Annotated in this window: 1 protein-coding gene; it reads left to right on the top strand. The window is 46.6% G+C overall.

Annotated features, from left to right (window positions below):
• On the top strand, positions 1 to 579 hold a 579-nt coding region (locus ACFQQL_RS19100), incomplete at its 5' end, for an IS66 family transposase (protein WP_382396834.1).
• Positions 580 to 612: the final 33 nt, after the last annotated feature.

Genomic DNA, 612 nt, shown 5'->3' with positions numbered 1-612 from the left:
CTAGCGGGCATTACCTTCGCTAATTGTTGGTCGCATGTCCGCCGGTACTGGTTGAAAGCCGAAAGCAAAAATGGGCAAACCGGTGTCCGTTATTGCGATGAGTTGTACCGGCTGGAAAGGCAATTTAAGCATTTATCTCCTGGCAAGAGAAGGAGACAGCGGCAAAAACATTCAAAACCCATTGTTGAGAAATTCTTAGAGTGGGTGGAAAGCTCTCCGTTCTTCGGGAAAAATGCCCTTGCCAAAGCAGCTGACTACACGCTAAATCGCATCGCTGGGCTGAAAGCCTTCTTGAATGACGGCCGAATCGAAATTGATAACAATCCAGCTGAAAATGCGATCCGTCCAAATGTTATCGGCCGAAAAAATTGGCTTTTCTCCGTCAGCGAAGCTGGCGCAGAGGCGAATGCCATTTGTTTAAGCCTAGCAGAAACAGCAAAAGCAAACGGCATAGATTTTTATCAATACCTTGTCAAAGTACTGACGGATCTGCCCAATCTGGACTTCCGCCAGCAGCCAGATCTCTTAAACCGTTATCTGCCTTGGACCAAGCATATCCAAGAAGCATGCGGAAAATAAAATAGCCGTAGATCGGATAAGAAATCTATCCTC

The sequence above is a fragment of the Georgenia alba genome (assembly GCF_042665525.1).
GTDB classification, from domain to species: Bacteria; Actinomycetota; Actinomycetes; order Actinomycetales; family Actinomycetaceae; genus Allobogoriella; species Allobogoriella alba.
This window is presented reverse-complemented; position numbering and strand designations above follow the sequence as displayed.